This window comes from Klebsiella sp. 28, from assembly GCF_018223905.1.
In the GTDB taxonomy this organism is placed as follows: domain Bacteria; phylum Pseudomonadota; class Gammaproteobacteria; order Enterobacterales; family Enterobacteriaceae; genus Klebsiella; species Klebsiella pneumoniae.
Map to the genome: position 1 here is coordinate 1 of NZ_JAGRQY010000213.1, position 5399 is coordinate 5399.

At 52.1% G+C, this 5399-nt stretch carries 3 protein-coding genes and 1 pseudogene; 2 read left to right on the forward strand and 2 right to left on the reverse strand.

Translation table 11 applies throughout. From position 1 onward, the window contains the following. Nucleotides 1-21: 21 nt before the first annotated feature. Both KHQ28_RS26385 and dpaL read right to left on the reverse strand, forming a co-directional pair. Nucleotides 22-1128: pseudogene (locus tag KHQ28_RS26385) on the reverse strand (aromatic amino acid transport family protein); the annotation flags it as partial. A 122-nt stretch (nt 1129-1250) separates the two neighbouring features. Next, on the reverse strand, nt 1251-2462 hold the full coding sequence (gene dpaL / locus KHQ28_RS26390) for a diaminopropionate ammonia-lyase (RefSeq protein ID WP_004179185.1): 1212 nt from the start codon (nt 2460-2462) through the stop codon (nt 1251-1253). Nucleotides 2463-2773: 311 nt separating this feature from the next. On the opposite strand from dpaL, the gene KHQ28_RS26395 reads away from it, so the two are divergent. Continuing rightward, complete coding sequence (locus tag KHQ28_RS26395) at nt 2774-3235, forward strand: Lrp/AsnC family transcriptional regulator (RefSeq protein ID WP_002898209.1); 462 nt, start codon at nt 2774-2776, stop codon at nt 3233-3235. A gap of 175 nt (nt 3236-3410) precedes the next feature. Then, nucleotides 3411-4811 (forward strand): asparagine--tRNA ligase, encoded by a 1401-nt coding sequence (asnS, locus tag KHQ28_RS26400; protein ID WP_002898206.1) that lies wholly within the window; start codon nt 3411-3413, stop codon nt 4809-4811. Nucleotides 4812-5399: the final 588 nt, after the last annotated feature.

The window sequence follows — 5399 nt, forward strand, 5'->3', positions numbered from 1 at the left end:
GAAGTACTGACGTAGAATCTAGGTGGGGTTCTTGTACGCGGCGAACCAGCAGGTAAGCACCATAAACACCAGGATGACCGCGTCGACGAGGCGAATACCAGGTTTTTTACCGCGTGCGGCGGCGGCCTCCAGAATCAGGTCGCGCAGCGATTCATAGGCGCCGATGTAGTGGCCAAGAAATGATTTAGTAATAGCGACAAAGGCGATAATCGGCGATAGCCAGGCAATAATCGGTGTATCGTACTGATTGGCCAGATAGGACAAAATCGACAGATTCTGGGCTTTGGCTTCCGCCAGTTGCTGCGGCGACAGGCTTAACACGCAGCTGAGAACAAAAAACAGCACCACCACCGTCATGAGCAGGATACCGTAGCGCTGGATCTGCGCACATTTACCCTCAGCGAGCGCCAGACCGTAACGCTGCTTCTGGCGCACCACCATCGGCGAAATGATGGGATAGTGGTTAAACGACATCACCAGTACCGGGAAGGTCATCCACAGGGATAATATGATCCCCTGCGTATCGCCCGTGGCGCTGAAGCTTACGGTTTGCAAAATTGCGCCGTTCCAGTGCGGAATCAGAAAAAGTGCCATAAAAATAAGCGAGATGATGAAGGGATAAACCAGGGTGCTCATCACCCGCATTATCAAACGCTGTCCGAAACGGACGATAAACATCAGCCCGAGGATCAGAACGATGGCCACCAGCGACCGGGGAGGCTCGGCCATTGCCAACTGGTGGGTGATAAAGCTCTGCGCGGTGTTGGTGATAGCCACCGCATACATAATCAGAATGGTATAGACGGCGAAGAAATAGATGACGGTAAATACTTTTCCCGCCAGCGCGCCAAAATGCTCGCCAATAACATCGGTAATACTGCTTTCCGGCGTATTGGAAGAGTAAATGAATCTCGCCAGACCGCGGTGAGCCAGATAAGTAATAGGAAAAGCGAGGACAAAAACAATCAGCAGCGGCCAGAAGCCGCCAATTCCGGCATTAATCGGCAGAAACAGCACCCCGGCGCCAATGGCGGTACCGAACAGGCCAAGGACCCAAACGGTATCTTCGCTATGCCACTTTGCGGGATCGGAATATCCTTTATTGATAATTATATTTTCAGTATTCATCGGTCAGGTTCTCTCTATGCATGACGCGAAAGCGCGTATGTTTTCGTTATGAGTCAGAACGCTTGTCATACCGAGGGCTTGTAGGGTAGGTAAGATGGCCCCCTTGTTATTGTCGATAGCGCTCAACCATTACGGCCAAACCAGACGATGTCTTCATAGACATCGGGTGATGTATCTCCTTCCGTGCTGATTAACAGAACCTGTGCATCGGCATTCAGGCGCAGCGATTCGGCAAGCTCGCGATACGCCGGTTGAGTCATCAGCGCATAAAGCACTCCTGTGCCAATAGCGCCGGATTCCCCGGAGACAAAAGGTTCGTCAGTACCTGGTCGCGGAGCGGCCAACAGGCGCATGCCGTTGGCCGCCAGACAATCGTCGGCGGAAATAAAACAGGTGGCATGGTCGCGGAGCATTGGCCAGCTGGTGATATTAGGTTCACCACAGGCAAGCCCGGCCATCAGGGTTGACATATCCCCGCCGACGCTGTGCGGCAGTCCGTCATTAATGGTTGCCGAGCGAAACAGGCAGTTCGCCTTGTGCGGCTCAACGATGATGATGGTGGGAGCCTGCTGCTGCATCTTTTCGATGAAATATCCCATGATGCTACCGGCAAACGACCCGACCCCGGCTTGTAAAAACAGATGCGTCGGCATCGACGCTCCGCTTTCTGCCAGCTGCTGCCAGATTTCAACAGCGAGGGTCATATAGCCTTGCATGATCCATGTGGGGATCTGCTCGTAGCCCTGCCAGGCGGTATCCTGGAGTAGAACCCATCCCTGCTCGCGCGCGGTTTTGGCCGCCAGCCGAACTGTGTCGTCGTAGTTCAGTTCAGTAATCGTGCATTCGGCGCCATGCCGGCGAATATTCTGCGCGCGTACCGGCGACGAGCCCTTTGGCATATACACCACCGCACGCAGCCCAAGCTGCTCAGCCGCCCACGCCACGCCACGTCCGTGGTTACCGTCGGTAGCAGTCACAAATACGATGTCCTTGATACGCGCCTTAATCACTGGTGAATTAAGCTCGGCAAAGCTCAACGTATTAATATCTCGCTCAAGCAGAGCGGCGAGATATTTCCCCATCGCATAAGATCCGCCTAATCCTTTAAACGCATTCAAACCGAATCGCTGCGCTTCATCTTTTATATGGATCGATCCCAGCCCCAGCCGCTGGCTTAAAAATTCCAGCTTACGCAGCGGCGTGACCCGGTAATCAGGAAATTTTTGATGGAATGCCAGCACTTCGTTCCCCACGCTTTCATTCAGCAGACTCAAGTCTGCTCCCTGGCCATAGGGCTGCCGCCGGGCGTTAAGTTGAAATTTAATTGTGTCCACTATTCAGGCACCTCTATTTTCATATCGTCCTGCGACGATAACGTTATTTGCGACCATTCCGCCTAAACAACGGGTGCACGGATCCGTGCGGCCTGAGACAGGACGGTCGCTTTAAATTGGTTAAGTCAGAATGTGAGAGGCTTTTTGTCGCGATATACCGCTTTCCCACTGCCTGTGATGGTACACTGCGCCCGGCGGTTAATTGGCGCAAAGTTGCCCATCGCGCCGCAATTTTCACTCTGTTTTATCATTCTCACGCAACAACGTTGCATTAGTGAGGTTGATCACAGGCTTGCAGGACGAGATATATGATGAAACTTGACGCATGGGATAAAAAAATTCTTACGCTCTTGCAGCGTAATAATCGCTTGTCGCAACGGGAGATCGCCGATCGGATCAGCCTGTCTCCTTCGGCAGTCAATCGGCGTATCGCTGCACTGGAGGATGCAGGAGTGATTAAAGGCAGTGTTAGCTTAGTGGACGCCAGTAAAGTGGGAAGACCAATCACCATTATGGTGCAGGTGACCATTGAGAATGAACGTCTCGATCTGCTTGAGGAGGATAAACAGCGTTTCGTAACCTGTCCGCAAGTGCAGCAGGTCTACTATGTCACTGGCGACTTCGATTTCCTGCTCGTGATCAACGTCCGTGATATGGCGGAATACGAAGCGCTAACCCGTGAACTCTTTTTTGCCTCGGGAAATATCAAGTCTTTCCGGACCATCGTGTCGATGCAAAATGCGAAGCAGGAAATGACGGTCATTATCGAGTAAGTCGTGTAAAAGTCGACATGGGGAGCCAAAGAACGCCCCGGAGGTGTATTTATTTCCGAAATCCACCCTTCCCTGTGCGAAATCTACTTGTCTGATGGAAGATGACAGGTAACATAGATATCCCCCCGCTGTTGGGGGAAGAGACTTTTTTATTGGACTACATAGAGAGATTATTATGAGCGTTGTGCCTGTAGCCGACGTACTCCAGGGCCGCGTTGCCGTTGACAGCGAAGTCACGGTCCGCGGATGGGTGCGTACCCGCCGAGATTCTAAAGCTGGCTTTTCTTTCCTCGCCGTCTATGACGGTTCCTGCTTTGATCCTGTACAGGCCGTTATTAATAATTCTCTGCCCAATTACAATCAGGAAGTGCTGCGTCTGACCACCGGCTGCTCGGTGATTGTCACCGGTAAAGTCGTAGCTTCTCAGGGTCAAGGTCAAAGCTTTGAGATCCAGGCGACCAGCGTGGAAGTGACCGGCTGGGTAGAAGACCCGGACACCTACCCGATGGCGGCCAAGCGCCACAGCATCGAGTATCTGCGTGAAGTAGCGCACCTGCGTCCGCGCACCAACCTGATTGGCGCGGTAGCCCGCGTGCGTCACACCCTGGCGCAGGCGCTGCACCGCTTCTTCAACGAACAGGGCTTCTTCTGGGTTTCCACCCCGCTGATCACCGCCTCCGATACCGAAGGCGCCGGCGAAATGTTCCGCGTGTCGACGCTGGATCTGGAAAACCTGCCGCGTAACGATCAGGGCAAAGTCGATTTCGACAAAGACTTCTTCGGTAAAGAGTCGTTCCTGACCGTTTCCGGCCAGCTGAACGGCGAGACCTACGCCTGTGCGCTGTCGAAGATTTATACCTTCGGCCCGACCTTCCGCGCCGAGAACTCCAACACCAGCCGCCACCTGGCGGAATTCTGGATGCTGGAGCCGGAAGTGGCCTTCGCCAACCTGAACGACGTTGCCGGCCTGGCGGAAGCGATGCTCAAGTACGTCTTCAAAGCGGTACTGGAAGAGCGTGCGGACGACATGCAGTTCTTCGCCGAGCGCGTGGATAAAGACGCTATCGACCGTCTGCAGCGCTTTATCACCGCTGATTTTGCCCAGGTGGATTACACCGACGCCGTCACCATTCTGGAAAACTGCGGCAAACAGTTCGAGAACCCGGTGTACTGGGGCGTGGATCTCTCCTCTGAGCACGAACGTTACCTGGCCGAAGAGCACTTCAAAGCGCCGGTGGTGGTGAAAAACTACCCGAAAGACATTAAAGCGTTCTATATGCGCCTTAACGAAGACGGTAAAACCGTCGCGGCAATGGACGTTCTGGCGCCGGGCATCGGCGAGATTATCGGGGGTTCCCAGCGTGAAGAGCGTCTCGACGTGCTTGACGCGCGTATGGCAGAGATGGGGCTTAACAAAGAAGACTACTGGTGGTATCGCGACCTGCGTCGCTACGGCACCGTGCCGCATTCCGGCTTCGGTCTGGGCTTCGAACGCCTCATCGCTTACGTCACCGGCGTGCAGAACGTCCGCGATGTTATTCCGTTCCCGCGGACGCCGCGCAACGCGACATTCTAAATTTTTCTGACATCAATCTGAAAGGCCAGCGCAAGCTGGCCTTTTTTTATGTCAATTACTGTTAGTAAAATTCAACAACCTTAAACATCAAGACCTGGAAATCACAATTATGTTACGCACTGTTTCGGTGCATCCTGGTGATGCAGATCGCACTTTATGTTCATAACTGAGCAAAACCGCTGATAAATTTGCTCATTTTTTGACCTTTACCCGCACATCTTGCAAAGACAGAGACTGAATAAAAAGAATACGAATTCAATACACAAAATGAACGAATTGCCGCTTAGCCAAATTAATCATAAATAATTCATATAGATAGATAAGCAATCGCGTTTTCCCTTATCCGGTGGAACGGAATTTTGATTAAGTTCACAAAGTTCCGTTAAATACACATTTAGTTACATGATTTTTCGTTTTGTTACTCATATGAGATATTAGTAGCATTTTCCGGCTAGCGAAACGTTGTCGCGGATGGAAAGATGCCTTCAGACACCAAACTCTCATCAATGGTTCTGTAAGTTTTTATTGACAGAACTTATTGACGGCAGTGGCACGTGTTCATATAAAAAATATTAATGAGGGTAATAC